General features: G+C 71.7%; 14 protein-coding genes and 1 tRNA gene. 6 read left to right on the top strand and 9 right to left on the bottom strand.

Features of this window, described 5'->3' with window-relative positions:
• Positions 1-27: 27 nt before the first annotated feature.
• Positions 28-1509, top strand: coding sequence for an MFS transporter (locus HUT06_RS02025; protein WP_176194130.1), 1482 nt, complete (start codon positions 28-30; stop codon positions 1507-1509).
• A gap of 18 nt (positions 1510-1527) precedes the next feature.
• Here the strand turns inward: HUT06_RS02025 and HUT06_RS02030 are convergent, their stop codons facing one another.
• The gene (locus HUT06_RS02030) at positions 1528-3093 is read right to left on the bottom strand and encodes a 3-hydroxyacyl-CoA dehydrogenase (protein WP_254714928.1); all 1566 of its coding nucleotides are present in this window, start codon (positions 3091-3093) and stop codon (positions 1528-1530) included.
• A 111-nt stretch (positions 3094-3204) separates the two neighbouring features.
• Between HUT06_RS02030 and HUT06_RS02035 the strand changes: the two genes are divergently transcribed.
• Positions 3205-4413, top strand: a complete 1209-nt coding sequence (locus HUT06_RS02035) for an acetyl-CoA C-acetyltransferase (protein WP_176194131.1) — start codon at positions 3205-3207, stop codon at positions 4411-4413.
• 31 nt (positions 4414-4444) lie between these two features.
• Here the strand turns inward: HUT06_RS02035 and HUT06_RS02040 are convergent, their stop codons facing one another.
• From HUT06_RS02040 to HUT06_RS02050, 3 genes are all read right to left on the bottom strand, one after another.
• Positions 4445-5323, bottom strand: a complete 879-nt coding sequence (locus HUT06_RS02040) for a DUF2182 domain-containing protein (RefSeq protein WP_176194132.1) — start codon at positions 5321-5323, stop codon at positions 4445-4447.
• A gap of 10 nt (positions 5324-5333) precedes the next feature.
• Positions 5334-5984 carry a DUF1326 domain-containing protein gene (locus HUT06_RS02045; RefSeq protein ID WP_176194133.1) on the bottom strand — a complete coding sequence of 217 codons (651 nt, stop codon included), beginning with the start codon at positions 5982-5984 and terminating at the stop codon, positions 5334-5336.
• Positions 5985-6091: 107 nt separating this feature from the next.
• Positions 6092-6691: a TIGR03086 family metal-binding protein gene (locus HUT06_RS02050; protein WP_176194134.1), complete on the bottom strand. Its 600-nt coding sequence runs from the start codon at positions 6689-6691 to the stop codon at positions 6092-6094.
• Between the two features lie 293 nt (positions 6692-6984).
• On the opposite strand from HUT06_RS02050, the gene HUT06_RS02055 reads away from it, so the two are divergent.
• Entirely contained in the window at positions 6985-9144 is a 2160-nt protein-coding gene (locus tag HUT06_RS02055) for a (Fe-S)-binding protein (protein WP_176194135.1), read from the top strand.
• A gap of 79 nt (positions 9145-9223) precedes the next feature.
• Here HUT06_RS02055 and HUT06_RS02060 read toward each other — a convergent pair whose 3' ends face one another.
• A complete protein-coding gene (locus tag HUT06_RS02060; RefSeq protein ID WP_176194136.1) occupies positions 9224-10999 on the bottom strand; it encodes a BTAD domain-containing putative transcriptional regulator in 1776 nt (591 codons plus the stop codon).
• A gap of 154 nt (positions 11000-11153) precedes the next feature.
• On the opposite strand from HUT06_RS02060, the gene HUT06_RS02065 reads away from it, so the two are divergent.
• Both HUT06_RS02065 and HUT06_RS02070 read left to right on the top strand, forming a co-directional pair.
• Complete coding sequence (locus tag HUT06_RS02065; protein ID WP_176194137.1) at positions 11154-11909, top strand: hypothetical protein; 756 nt, start codon at positions 11154-11156, stop codon at positions 11907-11909.
• Positions 11910-12094: 185 nt separating this feature from the next.
• Positions 12095-12868, top strand: coding sequence for a ZIP family metal transporter (locus HUT06_RS02070; protein ID WP_176194138.1), 774 nt, complete (start codon positions 12095-12097; stop codon positions 12866-12868).
• A gap of 81 nt (positions 12869-12949) precedes the next feature.
• Here the strand turns inward: HUT06_RS02070 and HUT06_RS02075 are convergent, their stop codons facing one another.
• From HUT06_RS02075 to dcd, 4 genes are all read right to left on the bottom strand, one after another.
• Positions 12950-13837, bottom strand: a complete 888-nt coding sequence (locus HUT06_RS02075; RefSeq protein WP_176194139.1) for a glycine betaine ABC transporter substrate-binding protein — start codon at positions 13835-13837, stop codon at positions 12950-12952.
• Positions 13838-13927: 90 nt separating this feature from the next.
• Positions 13928-14812 (bottom strand): proline/glycine betaine ABC transporter permease, encoded by an 885-nt coding sequence (locus HUT06_RS02080; RefSeq protein WP_176194140.1) that lies wholly within the window; start codon positions 14810-14812, stop codon positions 13928-13930.
• Positions 14805-16049: a glycine betaine/L-proline ABC transporter ATP-binding protein gene (locus tag HUT06_RS02085; protein ID WP_176194141.1), complete on the bottom strand. Its 1245-nt coding sequence runs from the start codon at positions 16047-16049 to the stop codon at positions 14805-14807. Before HUT06_RS02085 ends, HUT06_RS02080 begins: the two co-directional genes overlap by 8 nt.
• Positions 16050-16240: 191 nt before the next feature.
• Entirely contained in the window at positions 16241-16816 is a 576-nt protein-coding gene (dcd, locus tag HUT06_RS02090) for a dCTP deaminase (RefSeq protein ID WP_176194142.1), read from the bottom strand.
• Between the two features lie 81 nt (positions 16817-16897).
• Here dcd and HUT06_RS02095 point away from each other — a divergent pair.
• Positions 16898-16971, top strand: a tRNA-Gly gene (locus tag HUT06_RS02095).
• The last annotated feature ends 288 nt before the right edge of the window (positions 16972-17259 follow it).

The raw sequence follows: 17259 nt of genomic DNA on the forward strand, positions 1-17259 counted from the left end.
CGGTGTACGAGAAAGGGAGGGCGACGCATGGCACCCCATCCGCGCCGCTGGCAGATCCTCGGCGTCCTGTGCCTCAGCCTCTTCGTCGTCGTGGTCGACAACACGATCCTGAACGTGGCGATCCCGTCCCTGCTCCGGGAGCTGGACGCCACCACCGCCGACGTCCAGTGGGTGATCGACGCGTACTCGCTGGTGTTCGCCGGCCTGCTGATCACCGCGGGCAGCCTGGGCGACCGGCACGGCCGCCGCCGCGCGATGCTGATCGGCTTCGCGCTCTTCGGCGCCGGCTCGCTGGTCGCCGCCTTCGCCGCGAACCCCGCCCAGCTCGTCGCGACCCGCGGCCTCATGGGCGCCGGCGGCGCGCTGCTGATGCCCGGGACGCTGTCGATCATGGCGCAGGTGTTCGGGCCGGACGAGCGCGCCAAGGCGTTCGCCATCTGGGGCGCCACGTCCATGGTCGGGCTCGCCGCCGGGCCGACGCTCGGCGGGCTCCTGCTGGAGCACTTCTGGTGGGGCTCGGTCTTCCTGGTGAACGTGCCCGTCACGGTGGTCGCCGTGGCCGGGCTGCTGCTGCTCGTCCCCGAGTCGCGCGGGCCGCGCCGCCGCCCCGACGTGCCCGGCGCCGTGCTGTCCACCGCCGGCATGGCGGCGCTGGTGTGGGCGATCATCTCCGGGCCCGCGCACGGCTGGACGGGCGCCCGCACGGTCGGCGGCCTCGCCGCCGGGATCGCCGCGCTCGCCCTGTTCGTCCTGTGGCAGCACCGCAACCCCGAGCCGATGCTGGACCTGCGCCTGCTCCGCGACCGGAACTTCGCGGGCGCCGCGACCATGATCGCGCTGTTCGGCTTCGCGCTCGCCGGGATGCTGTTCGGGCTGACCCAGCTTCTCCAGCTCGTCCTCGGGTACGGGCCGCTCAAGGCGGGGCTGGCACTGCTTCCCGTCGCCGTCGCCGCGGGCCTCGGCAACGGTCTGGGCGCGTCCCTGGAGTCGCGGCTGGGTGCCCGTCCCGCCCTCGTCGCCGGGTTCGCCGCCGTGGCGGCCGGGTTCGGCGCACTCGGCCTCACCGGAGCGGACGGCGGCTACCCCGCGCTCGCCGCCGGGCTCACCGTCCTCGGCTTCGGCGCGGGGCTCGGCACCCCGCCCGCCTACAGCACGCTCATGGCCGCCGTCCCGCCCGAGGAGGCCGGGGTCGGCTCGGCGGTGAACGACGCCGGGCAGGAACTCGGCAGCGCGCTCGGCGTCGCCGTCCTCGGCAGCGTCGTCTCCGCCGCCTACGCCGCCGCCCTCCCGGACACCGCCTCCCGCGCCGCCCGCCACTCCCTCGGCGAGGCCCTGGCGCTCGGCGACCCCGCCCTCGCCACCGCCGCGCGGGACGCCTTCGCCCACGCGGTCTCGGTCGCCTCCTTCGCGGCGGCGGGGGCGATGGCGGCCGCCGCCCTCTTCGCCTTCGTCGTGCTCCGCCCCGGCCGCCCGGCCCCGGCCGGCGCCCCCGAGCCCGTCAAGACCTGAGGGCGCCCGCTCGTCCCGTCAGCCGGTGAGGTCGGACGGGGCGGTGCCGGCGGCGGTGAGGGGGAGGGCGAGGGCCGCGCGTTCGGTCAGCCAGGTGCTCGGACGGTAGCGGGGGTCGCCGGTGGTCTCGTGGAGGCCCCGCAGGATCTGCAGGACGCGGTCGGCGCCCTCGTGCTCGCCCCACTCCAGCGGGCCGCGCGGGTAGCCGAGGCCGAGGCGGACGGCGGTGTCGACGTCCTGCGGGCGGGCGAGGCGCTGCTCGGCGATCCCGCAGCCCACGTTCACGATCGAGGCGAGGAGCCGCTGGGCGACCGGGGCCGGGGCGTCGCGGACGACGGTCACGGAACGTCCCGTGGCCGCGAGGGCGGCGAGGGCCGCGCGGCCCGCGTCCTTGTCCAGGCCCGGGTGCACCATCACGGTCAGGCGGGTGAAGAACCCACCGAGCGGGTCCACGCCCAAGGTGCGCTCTACGGGCAGCCCCTCAGCGGCGCTGACCGTGCTCTGCCCCAAGGGCGCGACCAGAACGACGGCCCGGTCGGACGGCTCGTCACCCGACTCGACCTCTACGCCGGACGTGGAGAGCAGTGCGCCGAGCGCGTCACGGACGTCCCCGTGCACCCACACTGGGCGCGGCTCCACCGCCGGGACGGTGACCTCCGGCGGCTCTTGCTTGGCGCCGTCCAGGTACTTGTAGAAGCCCTCGCCCGTCTTACGTCCGTGCAGACCGGCCTCTAGGCGTGCCCGTCCAAGCCTGGACGGACGGAACCGGGGCTCTGTGTAGAACCCCGTCCAGATGGACTCCATCACCGGGTGCGACACGTCCATCCCCGTGAGGTCGAGCAGCTCGCACGGCCCCATCTTCAGGCCCAGGACGTCCCGCGCGACGCGGTCGACGTCGACGGGCTCCGCGACCCCTTCGGAGAGGATCTGGAGAGCCTCCGTCACCAGGCCGCGCCCAGCGTGGTTGACGAGGAAGCCAGGCGCGTCCGGCGCGAGCACGGGTTCGTGGCCGAGGCGCCGGACGAGGTCGGCGAGCGCGCCCGGAATCCACTCCGCCGTACGCGCCCCCGGGATCACCTCGACGAGACGCATCAGCGGCACCGGATTGAAGAAGTGCAGCCCCGCCACCCTGGACGGATCCTCCAGAGCCGCCGCGATCGCCGTGACGGGCAGCGAACTGGTGTTGGTCACCAGGACCGTGTGCTTCGGGCAGACCTTCTCCAGGGAGGTGAACAGTTCCCGCTTGGTGTCGATGTCCTCCCGGACGGCCTCCACCACGAGATCGCAGTCCTGGAACGGGGTGAGCGGCTCCCCGACCGGCCGGAGCCGTCCCATGGCCGCCGCGGCCTCCTCGGCCGTCATCCGCCCCTTGCTCGCGAGCATGTCGAACATGCCGCCGATGTACTCCGCCGCGCTGACCACGGCCTCCATGCGGATGTCCGCCAGCTCCACGGTCAGCCCGCCCGCCGCGGCGAGCTGCGCGATCCCGCGCCCCATCGCCCCGGTGCCGATCACGCGGATCGTCGTGACCCGCCGCGCCCAGTCCTCCACCGTCGCCTCCTCGCTCGTCCGCCTCCACCGCATTCCACCCTCCGCCGCATTCAACCGTCCGCCCGCCGGAAGCCCGGAGGCCGCCCTGCCGAACCGAAGCCGTAGCCTGCGGAGTACCCGGTAGCACAGCCTGGAGGAGCCACCATGCGCGACGCGGTGATCTGCGAGCCGCTACGGACCCCGATAGGCCGGTTCGGCGGGGCGCTGAAGTCCGTCCCGCCCGTCCAGCTCGCCGCCACCGTCATCCGCGCCCTGGTGGAACGCACCGGCCTGCCCGGCGATGCGATCGACGAGGTCGTCCTCGGCAACTGCTACCCCACGGCCGACGCTCCCGCCATCGGACGCGTCGCCGCGCTCGACGCGGGTCTGCCGATCTCCGTCGGCGGCTCGCAGGTCGACCGGCGGTGCGGGTCCGGGCTCCAGGCGGTGCTGGACGCGGCCATGCAGATCCAGACCGGCGTCAGCGACGTGGTCATCGCGGGCGGCGCGGAGAGCATGAGCAGCGCACCCTTCTATACGACGCAGGCGCGCTGGGGCGTGCGCGGGCCGTCCCTCGAACTGCACGACGCGCTCGCGCAGGGCCGCGTCACCGCCGGAGGCGTCAACCATCCGGTGCCCGGCGGCATGCTGGAGACCGCCGAGAACCTGCGCCGCGAGTACGGCATCGGGCGCGAGGAGCAGGACGAGCTGACCGTCCGCTCCCATCGGCGTGCCGTCGCCGCCCAGCAGTCGGGCGTGTTCGCTGAGGAGATCGTCCCGGTGACCGTCGCGTCCCGGAAGGGCGACACGGTCGTCGACACCGACGAGCACCCGCGCCCGGACACGACGATGGAGAGCCTGGCGAAGCTGCGTCCCGTCCTCGGGAAGAAGGACGCCGAGGCCACCGTGACGGCGGGCAACGCCAGCGGCCAGAACGACGCGGCCGCCGCCTGCGTCGTCACCACCCCCGAGCGCGCCGCCGAACTCGGGCTGCGGCCGCTCGTCCGGCTCGTCTCATGGGGCCGCGCCGGAGTGCCGCCGGAGACGATGGGCATCGGCCCCGTCCCCGCCACGGCGAAGGCGCTCGCCGCCGCCGGCCTCACCCTCGCCGACATCGACCTCATCGAGCTGAACGAGGCGTTCGCCGCGCAGGTCCTCGCCGTCACCCGCGAATGGGGCCTGAAGGACGCCGACTGGGACCGCGTCAACGTGCACGGCTCCGGCATCTCCCTCGGCCACCCCGTCGGCGCGACCGGCGCCCGCATCCTCGCCACGCTCGCCCGCGAGATGCACCGCCGCGGCGCCCGCTACGGCCTGGAGACCATGTGCATCGGCGGCGGCCAGGGCCTCGCCGCCGTCTTCGAACGCGTCTAGCCCGGCGCTGCCCGGCGCTGCCCGGCGCCGGCTAGGTCAGCGACGGTGCGGCCCCGGGAGCGGCGAGCAGCACCAGCCCGAAGACGATCATCGCGGCGCCGAGCGGCCGGCTCAGCAGTTCCCCGTGCCGCCAGACCCGCTCCGCGAGGATCACCGCCGCGATGACCCCCATCCAGACCAGGCTCATCATCCCGGCGGCGAGCAGCACGGCCATCAGCGCCCAGCAGCAGCCGAGGCAGAAGGCCCCGTGGTGGACGCCGGCGAGAAGCGCGCCGCCGGGACCCGCGGTGATCCGCTCGCCGTGCCGCACGACGATGGCGAGGGGCGAGCGGCACAGCCGCAGGCACGCCCGTTTCAGGGGGCTGAGCTGGTAGGCGCCCGCGAACAGCAGCACCACGGCGCCCGCCCGCACGGCGACCGCCGTGTCGCCCGCCGCCGCCACCGGCTGGAACAGCAGGAACAGGCCGTACGCCGCCACCCCGGCCGCCGCCCAGACGGCCAGGTAGCCCGCCGCGAGGAGGTAGGCGGTCGTCCTCCGCGCGCCGCGCCGCCGCATCAGCCGGTCGATCCGGACGATCACCGGCGTCACCGCGGGCAGCATCATCGCGGCCATCATCACCAGCCAGGTGCCGAGGAACAGGCCCGCCCCGATGGACCGCTCCATCGGCATCGCCGCCATCCCGTCCCCGGAGCGCTCGGCGCCGCCGGTCAGGATTCCGGCGCGCATGTCCGGCATGGCCAGCCGGTGGACCGCCAGCCAGGCGAGCGCGGAGAGCACGAGAAGCACCAGGACGAACAGGCCCTCGCGCATCCGCCCACGCGCACCGGCCGGGGCGTCGCGCGCGTGCTCGGCGGCCGGTGCGCGTTGCCGCGCCGGGCCGTGGCCGAGGTGGCGCTCATGCGTCAGCATCGCCGGGCTCCTAGTCGGGACCGGTCCAGTCGAACGGGATGTGCTTGCTGGAGCGGCCGTCCCACTCCCAGCTGAATCCGTAGGCGTCGGCCCGGTCGGTGAGGGCGCGGCCCCACGTGGCGACCTGGCCCGGACCGGTCTCCGCACCGGGAGGGTTGAGGGTCTGCACCCGCGCGCCCTCGGGCGTCGTGGGCCCGGTCAGCGCCTCGGCCCGCGCCACGACCCGGCCCGGCACCTCCGCGCCCCAGGCGGCGAGGTCGTCGTCGACCGAGATCGCCACGGGGGAGAACTCCACCCCGCGCACCTCGGGGGCGAGCATCCCCACCAGCTGCGCCGGCCAGCCGCCGGCCTCCCCGCCGAAGATCTTCCCGAGCGCCGCGCGCTGGGCGTCGTCGGCGCGCTCGTCCAGGAAGACGGCCGCGTAGGCGTCGGAGTGCTCGCCCCACACGTTCCCGACGAATGAGCCGAGCATCACGACGTTGAGGCCGTCGAGCGCGACCTCTCCGTACCGTCCTTCACGGATGCGCCATGCCAGCACGCCGTCGCAGTCGCCGTACGTGGGGGGCTGCGCGTACGTGCACGGGCACGGGATGGTGCATTTGCAGACATCGAACCAGTCGCCGGTGAGGTGCCAGCGCGGGATGCCGGTGGTCTCGGTCATGATCCCCCCATGGATCGGGACCGGACGCACCTCTCCCCACAATCGTCACAAAACACCTGACCAGGGGCCAGCCAGGCGAGGTAAAACCTGGACCTCCCGGGGGCGGGTCAGGTTCGGTCGGGGGTCCAGGACGGGTCGCGGCCGGTCAGGGCGATGAGGCGGTCGAGGGGGGCGGCGTCGCCGGAGGTCGGCACGGCCGGGCCGAACAGGCCGGGGACGCCCTTGCCGTCGCTCTGCTCGACGGCCGGGTAGACGAAGGCGAGGCACGACTCGATCTCGTCCGCCCCGGCCGCGTAGGGCTGCCCGCTGGCGCGGGCGATGTCCCAGCCGTGGACGACCAGTTCGTTCATCGCGACGTTCCCGGCCTCCGCGCCGGACATCGTGATGCCGCCGGCCTCGGTCATGCCGTGCCAGGCGTCGGGAGAGAGCCAGGCGGCGGCGAGCGCGTCGAGCTGCTCGGGGATGCGGGTGCGCCAGTCCGGGGAGAGCTCGGACGGGACGTCGGACGGGGGCTGCGAGCCGCCCTCGGGGATGTCCTTCGTGGCGGCCTGCGTGAAGGCGATCACCAGCCCGTCCACGTGGCCGATCAGGCCGACGAGGGAGGTGTCCTCGCACGGCGTCGGCGCGGTGAGCTGGACGTCGCGGACGCCGGCGAGCAGCTCGGCCATCCGCCGGGCGGCGGGAGTGAGGTCTGGCGTCGAGGTCATGAGGACTCCGTTCGGCGTACCGGTGGTCGGGAACCGCCCTGGACGGGCGGCCCTTTCTGGTATGGACTCGGTAACCCGCTGATACTCATCGGTGCACGAGATCTCTAAAGTGGACGGGCGGCACGGCCGCGGGTCGCGGCGCTTCCGGGGTGCGGGAACGAGGCCGGGAGCGTCCTGACCAGCGCAGGTGACGCATAAGCTACTACCGAGTAGTATTCGGGCCCCGGGTGAAGAGCAGTCTGTCGCGAGCCCTACGCTGACTGCCAGCACCCGTACCCCAGGAGGACGGAACAGTGTTCTGGATCACGTTGGTCATCGGGCTCGCCGGTACGGCGGTCGCTTTGGCGCTCGCCGCGCGGCGGGTGCTGTTCCTGTACACCATCGCCAAGAGCGGTCAGCCCGACCCTGAGCGGACGCTGCAGCTCAAGCGCGAGCCGAAGAAGGCCGTCGAGGGCCAGGCGGTGGAGGTCCTGGGGCAGCGCAAGCTGCTGAAGTGGACCGTGGCCGGCGCCGCGCACTTCGCGGTGATGTGGGCGTTCTTCCTGCTCGCGACGGTGTACCTGGAGGCGGCCGTCCAGCTGCTGTTCGGGCTGGAGGCGCACATCCCGGGCCTGCAGACCTGGGGGCCGATCGGGTTCGTCCAGGACACGATCGCGCTGGCGTGCGCGCTCGGCCTGGCCGTGTTCACCGTGATCCGGGTGAAGAACTCGCCGAAGCGGCTGGGCCGCAAGTCGCGGTTCAAGGGCTCGCACCTGTCCGGCGCGTGGATCACGCTGTTCATGATCTTCAACGTCATCTGGACGATGTTCTTCTTCCGGGGCGTCGAGGTCGCGCGCGACAACTTCGGCTACGGCAAGGCCGGGTACTTCTCCTACCTGGTCGGGCAGCTGTTCGGCGACGGCATGAGCGACGGCACCCTGGAGGTGCTGGAGTCGGTCGGCCTGCTGCTGCACATCGGCGTCGCGCTGGTGTTCCTGGTCTTCGTGGTGCACTCCAAGCACCTGCACATCTTCCTGGCCCCGCTGAACGTCATGTTCAAGCGCCAGCCGGACGGCCTGGGCGCCGCGCAGCCGATGATGTCGGGCGGCAAGCCGCTCGACTTCGAGGAGGCCGACCCCGACGAGGACGTCTTCGGCCGCGGCAAGATCGAGGACTTCACCTGGAAGGGCTTCCTGGACATGGCGACCTGCACCGAGTGCGGTCGCTGCCAGTCCCAGTGCCCGGCCTGGAACACCGGCAAGCCGCTGTCGCCGAAGATGCTCATCCTGGAGCTGCGCGACCACGCCCTGGCCAAGGCCCCCTACTTCACCGCCTCGGAGGAGGCGCGGGAGAAGTTCACCGACGAGCAGAAGCTCGCGATGCAGGTGGACAAGGACCTCGTCGGCGACGACGGCGTCATCCACCCCGACGTGCTGTGGTCGTGCACCAACTGCGGCGCGTGCGTCGAGCAGTGCCCGGTCGACATCGAGCACATCGACCACATCCTGGACATGCGCCGCTTCCAGGTCATGATCGAGTCCTCGTTCCCGTCCGAGGCCGGCGTGATGCTGAAGAACCTGGAGAACAAGGGCAACCCCTGGGGCATGTCGGAGATGAAGCGCCTCGAGTGGATCGAGGAGCTGGACTTCGAGGTCGAGGTCGTCGACGACAAGGTCTCCGAGGACACCGAGTACCTGTTCTGGGTCGGCTGCGCGGGCGCCCTGGAGGACCGGGCCAAGAAGACCACCAAGGCCGTCGCCGAGCTGCTGCACATCGCGGGCGTGAAGTTCGCGGTGCTGGGCCCGATGGAGGCCTGCACCGGTGACCCGGCCCGCCGCCTGGGCATGGAGTTCGTGTTCCAGATGCTGGGGCAGCAGAACGTGGAGACCCTCAACGACGCGGGGGTGAAGAAGATCGTGGCGACCTGCCCGCACTGCTTCAACACCCTGGCCAACGAGTACCCGCAGATCGGCGGGAACTACGAGGTCGTCCACCACACCCAGCTGCTGGCGCACCTGGTCGAGTCGGGCAAGCTCACCCCAGTCACCCCGATCGAGGAGAACATCACCTACCACGACCCCTGCTTCCTGGGCCGCCACAACAAGGTCTACAAGCAGCCGCGCGACATCATGGCCACCGTCCCGGGCGTCAAGACCCAGGAGATGCACCGCCACAAGGACCGCGGGTTCTGCTGCGGCGCCGGCGGCGCGCGGATGTGGATGGAAGAGCGCATCGGCAAGCGCATCAACACCGAGCGCGTGGACGAGGCACTGGAGACCAACCCCGACACCGTCTCCACCGCCTGCCCGTTCTGCCTGGTGATGCTCGGCGACGCCATCAACGAGAAGAAGAACGAGGGCGCCGCCAAGGAGACCCTGGAAGTCGTCGACGTCTCCCAGCTCCTCATCCGCTCCATCAAGGGCGACGGTGGTGGCAAGACCACCGAGGAGAAGGAGCCCGTCGCCGCCGAGTAGCGGCGTGGACGAAGCGCGACGAAGGACCCCGAGCCGGGCACGGCTCGGGGTCCTTCCCGTTTCAGGGGTTCTTCTCGTCTCAGGGGCCGGGGGCCGATTCCACGGGCGGAGGCGTCGGCCCGGGTTCGGCGTCTGCCGCGTCCGGCGCCGGTGCGGGCGGGACGGCGATGAGCGTGTCGCGCAGGGCGTGCACCGCCTGGTAGGGCAGGATGCTCCGGGTCGCGAGGTCGTCCACCGAGGCCAGCGGGCCGTGTGCCGCGCGGGCCAGCACGATCAGCTTCGCGTGGTGCGGCTCCACGCCGGGCAGCGCGGCGAGCAGGTGCTCGGGCGCCGAGTTGACGTCGACCAGCCCGCCGTCGTCGAACGTCCGGGGCAGGTCGGGGCGGCCGATGCCGAGCCGGCGGGCGATCGACGGGTGGTGCGCCGCCAGCGACCGGGCCTGCTCCCTGCGGACGCGCCGCTCGATCAGCCGGACGTCCAGTGCGGGCGGGGCCGCGCCCGGATACGGGTCGGCCGTGAGGATCGCCATGTGGACGGCGCCGCCGAGCATCGTGATGAGCAGCGAGAGGAAGACCGGGCCGTCCCACGGGGAGGGCTCCACCGACGTGGTGCTCATCATGCCGATGAAGAAGAAGGCCGACAGCAGCAGGTAGCTCGCCGCCATCAGCGCGAGCGGGCGGCTCCGGCGCCGTGCCGCGTAATAGACGACGAGGGCGGGGGTCAGCAGCCCGAAGCTCAGCACCGGCAGGGCCGCGAGGACGGCGCGCATCGGCCACGGGACGCGCCGCACGGGCGGCGGTGGTGCCCAGACCGCGTGCTGCGCCGGGAAGGGATAAGCGGCAGGCGTGTGCAGGGGAGCGGCCGCCACCGGTCCTAACGGGATCACTCCCACTGTGGGTGCCGGACGCGGGTCGGGCGGCAGCGGGGCGAGCGGAGGATCGGGCGGCGCGAAGGGCGAAGCGACCGGTGCGACCGGTGCGACCGGCGCGACCGGCTCAGGGCGCGCCGACTGCTCGGCGGCCGGGGACGGGCGCGCCAGGGAGTGGTCTGAGCGCAGGATGCCGAGGTGCAGGTTCTGCAGGCGCTCGCCGGGCTCGACACCGAACTCGGCCGCGAAGAAGTCGCGCGCGTCCCGGTAGGCGGCGAGGGCCTCGGCCTGCCGTCCGCACCGGTAGAGCGCCAGCATCAGCAGGTACCGGAACCCCTCCCGCAGCGGGAACTCGGCGACCAGCCGGAGCAGTTCGGGGACGAGCCGCGCGTGCCCGTCCGCCTCCAGCCCGGCCTCGGCGCACGCCTCAAGCGCCGCCGCGCGCGTCTCTTCCAGGCGGTCGCGCGCCGCCTCGAAGTAGGGACCGTTCAGGCCCGCCAGCGCAGGGCCCCGCCACATGGCGAGCGCCTCGCGCAGCATCGCCTCGGCCCGCGCCGCGTCGCCCCTGCCGCCCGCGTCGCGTCCGTCGCGTCCGTCGCGCAGGGACCGGGCCGCCTTCACCCGGTCCTGGAAGACCTCGGCGTCCAGGCCGCCCGGCGGGACGTGCAGCGCGTATCCGGCGCCCGTCAGCGCCAGCAGCCGTCCCGGAGCGCGGGGCGAACGGTCGGGCTCCAGCACGCGGCGCAGCCCGGCGACGTACTTCTGCACGACGTTCGCCCCGTTGTCGGGAGGCTCGTCCCCCCACACCGCCCGCACGATCGACGCCGTCGGCACCGGCCGGCCGGGCGCCAGCAGCAGGACGGCGAGGACCGCGCGCTGCTTGCCCGGCCCCAGATCGAGCTCCTGCCCGTCCCGCCACGCGGCCGTCCGGCCCAGGATCTCGAAGCGCAGTGGCGGCCCCTCGTCCGGCAGCGCGACCACCTCCACTCACCCGCCCCGGGGCGCCGCGGCAGCCGTTCGGCAGCCCGGACGCAGTTGACCGCAGCATAACGACAGTGATCCGGCATGCGCCCGGAACAGGCTCTTTGTGGACATCGGGGGCGGTGTCCCACGAAGTGTGTGTGAGAGAGAGGAGGCCTGGGTGCCTCATCACCGACTGCGGGCAGGCCGGGTGTCGGCCGTGCTCGTCCTGGCGGTCGCGTCCGGAACGGCGGCCTGCGGGCCCGCGGAGAAGACCGGCACGACGGAGAAGCCGGGGGCGGCGGCGAAGACGTCCACCGCGGCCGCGCCGGCCAACGGGGTGGAGAAGCTGCGGGCCGCCGAGATCCTCCACCGCGCCCGCAAGGCGACGAACGGCGCGCACTCATTGCGCATCCGCGGGCACGTGGTGGACGGCGGCGACAAGTTCACGCTCGACTTCCGCTACGCCGGCAAGTCGAAGTCGACCGGATGGTTCCAGCAGGGGCGCGAGCGCGTCGAGATCACGAGGATCGGCAAGGAGGTCTACCTCAAGGGCAACGACGCGTTCTGGACGTCGGTCGGCGGGAAGGGCGCGCTGCAGCTGTTCTCCGGCAAGTACCTCAAGACGACCGGCACCTCCCCCGACTTCAAGGACCTGGCGGTCTTCACCTACCGCACGGCCCTGCTCAACGAGGCCGTGAAGTCCGCGGGCACCTGGCGGAAGGGCAAGGCCGCGACGGTCGGCGGAACCCCCGCGGTGACCCTGACCACCGGCGCGACCGGCGACGAGATCCAGGTGGCGACGCGAGGCGAGCCGTACGTGCTGGCGCTGACGGGCGGCCCGCAGAACCGTATCGAGTACATCGACTACGGGAAGCCCGTGGACGTCCGGCGCCCGCCCGCCGGGAGCGTCGTCGACGAGAGCGCCTTCGACTGACCGGCGGCCACTGAACGGCCGTCCGCTCGGCGGCGCCCGGGGCCGCGGGCACCCGCCGGGCGGACGGCTCCTCGCGTATGGCGCCCCGCCGACCCGCGCGTGCGGACCGCGCCCCGCGTCCGGCGAGCCGCCCGGCCCGCGCGTCCGCGAGGTTCTGAACGCGGGCGGCTTGGTAAGACACGGGAATGGCCGTGCTCGTGTCCGTCCTCGCGTTCGTGATGACGCTCGCCGGGGGCTTCGCCGCGATGCGGGTGCGCGACCGGCGGCACCTCGTCCTCGGCCTGGCCGGCGGGCTGATGCTCGGCGTCGTCGCCTTCGACCTGATCCCCGAGTCGCTGGAGATGACGCGGCAGCGCCCGCTCGGCGTCCCCGCGCCGATGATCGGCTTCGCGGCCGGGTTCGTCCTGCTGCACGTCGTCGAGCAGGCCGTGGCGATCCACCGTGCCCACGAGGACGAGTACGCGCCGCACGTGCACGCCCACGGCACGGGCGCCGGTGCAGGCGCGGGCGCGGGCGCCACCGGCGGCGCGGGCGGGCTGCTCGCCGCGTCCGCGCTCGTCCTGCACAGCCTGGTGGACGGCCTCAGCATCGGCCTCGGCTTCCAGTCCGGCACCGACGTCGGGATCTTCGTGGCGATCGCCGTGATCACGCACGACTTCGCGGACGGCTTCAACACCTTCACCGCCGCCTCGCTGCACCGCGCCGACCGCCGCCCCGCCGTCCTGCTGCTGCTCCTGGACGCCGCCGCGCCCATCGCGGGCGCCGCGCTCGGCACGCTGGCGACCGTCCCCGACGCGGTCCTCGGCCCCTACCTCGGGACGTTCGCCGGCGTCCTGCTGTATCTGGCCGCCGCCGAGATCCTGCCGGAGGCGCACAGCGTCCACCCGCGCGTCATGACCCTCTGCGCCACCGGCGCCGGGCTGGTGGCCGTGCTGTTCATCGCGGGTCTCGCCGGGTGAGGCGGGCCGCGAACGGCGAAGGGCCGCCCGGCCAAGCCGGACGGCCCCTCCACTCGCTGCGGGGTCGACACCCGCGGGGGGTCAGCTCGTCAGCGACGTCGCGTAGCTCTGGTTCGTCTTGAGCCACTCGTCGACGGCCTGCTCGGGCTTGCCCTTGTACTTGTTCTCCATGAGGTCCTCAAGGGACCCCAGCTGCTTGTCGTCCATCTTGAACTTCTTCAGCCAGCCCGCGACCTCCGGCTGGTCCTTGCCGAAGTCCTTGCGGCCGACGGTGTAGATGGTGTCCGGCTTGCCCATCGCGCCCTTCGGGTCCTTCAGGTCCCGGATGGGGTACTTCGCGTACGCCCAGTGGGGGCGCCACAGCGTGACGACGATGTCCTTCTTGGCGCTGATGGCCTTGTCCAGCTCGGTCAGCATCGCCGCCGTCGAGGACGTCGTCACCTTGAACTCGTCCTGCAGGCCGTACGCGGGAAGCATCTCCTCCTGCGACACCCGGTACAGGCCGGAGCTCTTCTCGATGCCGACGATCTTTCCGTCGTACTGGCCGCCCTTGCCCTTCAGGTCCTCCAGCGACTGCAGCGGCGAGTAGTTCGGCACCGCGATCGTCAGCGGCGCCGAGTCGTACCAGCTGCCGACCTTCTCCAGCTTGTCGCCGTACTGCTTCCAGTAGTCCTCGTGCGTGCCGGGGAGCCAGGAGTCCAGGAAGAGGTCCACGTCCCCCTTCGACATGCCCGCGTACAGCGGGCCGGTGTCGAGGGTCTTCACGTCGACCTTGTAGCCCTTGTCGGTGAGCAGGCGCTTCCACAGCGCGGTCGCGGCCTCTCCCTCGGCCCAACCCGAGACCACGCCGATGGTGATGTTCTTGTCGTTGTCACCCCCACCCGAATCCGAGTCGCCGCACGCGGCAGAGGTCAGCCCCAGCGTCAGCGTCAACGCCGCGACCGTCAGACCCTTCAACTTGAAACGCATGCCCATCCTTTCGTTGCCTTGCATGGGAGGTGGGGGGAACGGCGCCCCGCGGCCGGACGGGCCGGTCCGGCCGGAGGCGCAGGCCGTGGGTCAGACCGGGTTGCCCATGCCGCGGCGCATCAGGCCGCGCATCATGCTCGGCCCCTCGCCGAGGGCACCGGTGAGGCGGTCCAGGTAGATGGCGAGGATGACGACCGCGATGCCGCCCTCGAAGCCCTTCGCGACGTCCACCCGGTTGATGCCCTCCAGCACCTCGCCGCCGAGGCCGCCCGCGCCGACCATGCCCGCGATGACGACCATCGACAGCGACAGCATGATCAGCTGGTTGACGCCCGCCATGATGGACGGCATGGCCAGCGGGATCTGGATCCGGGTCAGGATCCGGTTCGGCGGCGTGCCGAACGCCTCGCCCGCCTCCACCATCTCCGGGTCGACGCCGCGGATGCCGAGCTCGGTCAGCCGCACCCCCGGCGGCATCGCGAAGATCACCGTCGCGACCACGCCGGGCACGGAGCCGATGCTGAAGAAGAAGATCGCCGGGATCAGGTAGACGAACGCCGGCATCGTCTGCATGAAGTCGAGGACCGGCCGGACGATCCGGCTCGCCACGTCGCTGCGCGCCGCCGCGATGCCGATCGGGATCGACAGCACCGTGGCCACCACCGCCGACACCAGCACCAGGGCCAGCGAGTCCATCGACGCCTCCCACAGCTCCATGCTGTCGACCAGCGCGAAGCCGAGGATCGTGAACAGGGCGAGCCGCCAGCCGCTGATGACCAGCGCGATGACGGCCAGCACCAGCGTCAGGCCGAGCGGCGGCAGCACCGTCAGGACGTCGGTGAGGGCGTCCACCGACGTCTCGATGGCGGTGCCGATCCCGTCGAACAGCCACGACAGGTGGTCGGTGCACCAGTTCACCAGGTTGTCGAACCACTCGCCGACCGGGGTCCGGGGCAGCTCGATCAGGTCACTCACCGTCGCCGCCCTCCTTCGCCAGCGCGAGTTCCGGTTCCGCCTCGACGATCTCGTGCGAGTTGATCGCGCCGAGCGCCGCCAGCAGCGTCACCCGCGGGATCACGCCGAGCAGCGTCCCCTCCGCGTCCGCGACCGGCACCGGCAGGTCGCTCTCCGCGCACCGCGTGAACAACTCGGCGACCGGGGTGTCCGGCGGCACCGGCTCCAGGTCCTCGGGGTCGATCAGGCCGTCCAGCGTCTGGACGTTCTCCTGCACCGCGTCGGCGATCCGCGCGGCGCGCACCCGCCCGACCAGCCGGCGGTCGCGCCCGACCACGAAGGCCGCCGACGTCTGGTGCTCGCGCATCGTCCGCAGGGCCGTCCGCGGCCCGGTCGACGCGAGCACCGTGACCAGCGGCTTCTCCATGACCGACGACGCCGTCAGCACCCTGGCACGATCCACGTCGGCGACGAACTGGGCGACATAGTCGTTAGCGGGATCGGTCAGGATCTCCTCGGCCGTGCCGATCTGCACGATCCGGCCCTCGCGCATCACCGCGATGCGGTCGCCGATGCGCATGGCCTCGTTCAAGTCATGCGTGATGAAGACGATGGTCTTGCCGAACCGGCCCTGCAAGTCCAGGAGCAGGTCCTGGACCTCCCGCCGGATGAGCGGGTCCAGGGCGCTGAACGCCTCGTCCATCAAGATGATGTCGGTGCCCGCCGTGAGCGCCCTCGCGAGCCCCACGCGCTGCTGCATACCGCCCGACAACTGGTTGGGAAGCTTGTCCTCCCAGCCTTCAAGACCCACCAGTCCCAGGAACTCCCGGGCCTTCTTCTCGCGTTCTTCCTTCGGGACACCGCGTACCTCGAGCCCGTACGCCGCGTTAGCCAGAACCGTCCTATGGGGGAACAGCGCGAAGTGCTGGAAGACCATGCTGATCTTGTTCTGCCGGAGCGCCCGCAGCGCCTTCGGCGACATCTTCGCGATGTCCTGGCCGTCGATCTCGACGCTTCCGGAGGTGACCCCGAGCAACCCGTTCAACATCCGGATGAGGGTCGACTTCCCCGACCCCGACAGACCCATGACCACGAAGATCTCGCCCTGCCGGACCTCGAAGGAGGCGTCCACCACCGCCGGGGTGACCCCGAGGTCGCGAACCGCCTTGAGATCGGCGCCCGCCTTGAGTTTCCGCTGTGCCTCAGCTGTCTTGCGACCAAAGAGCTTGGTGACGCTTTCCGCGCGGAGTACTGACACGATCTCCTTCCGGGTTCCCACGTGCGTACGCGGAAACGGCTCGCTCAATCCGTCCAGACGCCCGGACGCGACGAGCCTCAGGCAAAGAGACTGTCAACCAGACGCCAAAGGTGTGCGTCGCCTGAAACTACCCGCCCAGAGAACATGTTTCATCTTTTGGTGAGTTCCGTCACGTTCAGGTCACAAATGGGCTACACCTTAGTCCGGTGGAAGTTCAGATACGACCGCGACGGCGTCGGTCCCCGCTGGTCCTGGTACCGCGACCCGTACTTCGCCGACCCGTAGGGGTACTCCGCAGGCGAGCTCGTCCGGAACAGGCACATCTGCCCGATCTTCATCCCCGGCCACAACTTGATCGGCAGCGTCGCCACGTTCGACAGCTCCAGCGTCACGTGCCCGCCGAACCCGGGATCGATCCACCCTGCCGTCGAGTGCGTCAGCAGCCCGAGCCGCCCGAGGCTCGACTTCCCCTCCAGCCGCGCCGCCAGGTCGTCCGGCAGCCCGAACACCTCGTACGTCGAGGCGAGCACGAACTCCCCGGGATGCAGCACGAACGCCTCATCGGGCTCGACGTCCACCAGCCGCGTCAGATCCGGCTGCTCCACAGCGGGATCGATGTGCGGGTACTTGTGGTTCTCGAACACCCGGAAGTACCTGTCCAGCCGCACGTCCACACTGGACGGCTGGACCATGCCGGGCTCGTACGGGTCGATCTTCACCCGCCCAGACTCGAGCTCGGCCCTGATGTCGCGATCGGAGAGCAGCACGCCTGAAAAGCTATCCCACCCCACACCCACACCGACGATCCGGTACAGTAACCACAGCATGGACGCCCCCAAGGGCCCCACGCGGGTGTAGTTCAATGGTAGAACTTCAGCTTCCCAAGCTGACAGCGCGGGTTCGATTCCCGTCACCCGCTCCAACGACGAAGGCCCAGGCCAAGGGTGTCAACCCTGGCCCGGGCCTTGATCTTGTTAGGGCCTCTGCGAGCCCGCCGTGCGATTAGCGCACGGGCACCAGCCGCCCGTCGCCGTCCCGCTTCTGCTCGGCCTGGACAAGCGCGTTTGAGCCTGTCCGCGATGGCATGGTCAGCACTTCACGACCGATGCTGCACTTCACGACCGATGCTGATACCTCAGTGCCGCCCGCTCGTCGTCGTGCCCATGTGCGCCATCAGGCTGCGCGGCGAGACGCCCATGTCGGCGGCCAG

The sequence above is a fragment of the Actinomadura sp. NAK00032 genome (assembly GCF_013364275.1).
Lineage (GTDB): Bacteria > Actinomycetota > Actinomycetes > Streptosporangiales > Streptosporangiaceae > Spirillospora.

Bases quoted from the DNA above. Each gene is read 5' to 3' on its own strand.
- HUT06_RS02025 (WP_176194130.1), top strand. From the start codon at position 28: ATGGCACCCCATCCGCGCCGCTGGCAGATCCTCGGCGTCCTGTGCCTC.
- HUT06_RS02030 (WP_254714928.1), bottom strand. From the start codon at position 3,093: ATGCGGTGGAGGCGGACGAGCGAGGAGGCGACGGTGGAGGACTGGGCG.
- HUT06_RS02035 (WP_176194131.1), top strand. From the start codon at position 3,205: ATGCGCGACGCGGTGATCTGCGAGCCGCTACGGACCCCGATAGGCCGG.
- HUT06_RS02040 (WP_176194132.1), bottom strand. From the start codon at position 5,323: ATGCTGACGCATGAGCGCCACCTCGGCCACGGCCCGGCGCGGCAACGC.
- HUT06_RS02045 (WP_176194133.1), bottom strand. From the start codon at position 5,984: ATGACCGAGACCACCGGCATCCCGCGCTGGCACCTCACCGGCGACTGG.
- HUT06_RS02050 (WP_176194134.1), bottom strand. From the start codon at position 6,691: ATGACCTCGACGCCAGACCTCACTCCCGCCGCCCGGCGGATGGCCGAG.
- HUT06_RS02070 (WP_176194138.1), top strand. From the start codon at position 12,095: ATGGCCGTGCTCGTGTCCGTCCTCGCGTTCGTGATGACGCTCGCCGGG.
- HUT06_RS02075 (WP_176194139.1), bottom strand. From the start codon at position 13,837: ATGCGTTTCAAGTTGAAGGGTCTGACGGTCGCGGCGTTGACGCTGACG.